The organism is Vibrio sp. 2304 (assembly GCF_033339475.1).
Classification (GTDB): domain Bacteria; phylum Pseudomonadota; class Gammaproteobacteria; order Enterobacterales; family Vibrionaceae; genus Vibrio; species Vibrio alginolyticus.
Genome location: NZ_JAWOUQ010000153.1, coordinates 1 through 510 on the forward strand (window position 1 = coordinate 1; position 510 = coordinate 510).

1 protein-coding gene is annotated in these 510 nt (G+C 47.5%); it reads right to left on the reverse strand.

Annotation, left to right across the window (positions count from 1 at the left end; translation table 11 throughout):
- Nucleotides 1-510: AsmA family protein (locus R7P64_RS24760; RefSeq protein WP_318124296.1), on the reverse strand; the 510-nt coding region annotated here is incomplete at both ends.

The window sequence follows — 510 nt, forward strand, 5'->3', positions numbered from 1 at the left end:
TATTTCGCCATTTAAAAGACGTGCCATAGAGGGTGCTGTTTTGGGCTTGATAATCCACATCAACCAGTACTTTTTGTATCGCCTCACCATGCCCATACATTTGTTCTGCAGAGGCCTGAATAGCGCCGTAAGGCCATAATTGTTGAGCGTTGCTCCAAGTAGGATCTTGGATTTGGATACTCAATCCAGTTACGGAAAAGCGCGGACCCGCGTAATCAATATTTTTCAGCGCAATCTGGTGGAACTGGATCGACTCTAAGTTAGGCTGTGTCGGTATGCCTTTTTTTAGACTCACCCCATCGATCAGCAAGCTATCGATAATCCATTTCCCATCTCGTCGTATGTCAGGGTTCAGCCACACGTCGACTTGTTCAATATAAGGCAGTTGAGCGTCTTGGGAGCGAACGTTTTGCAGCGAAAGGTGGTAAGGGAAGTCGTAATGAACGCGCTCCGCTTGGATCGGTAAGCCAAGGTAGGGTGAAACCCATTGCCATGTAGAATTGGCGTATG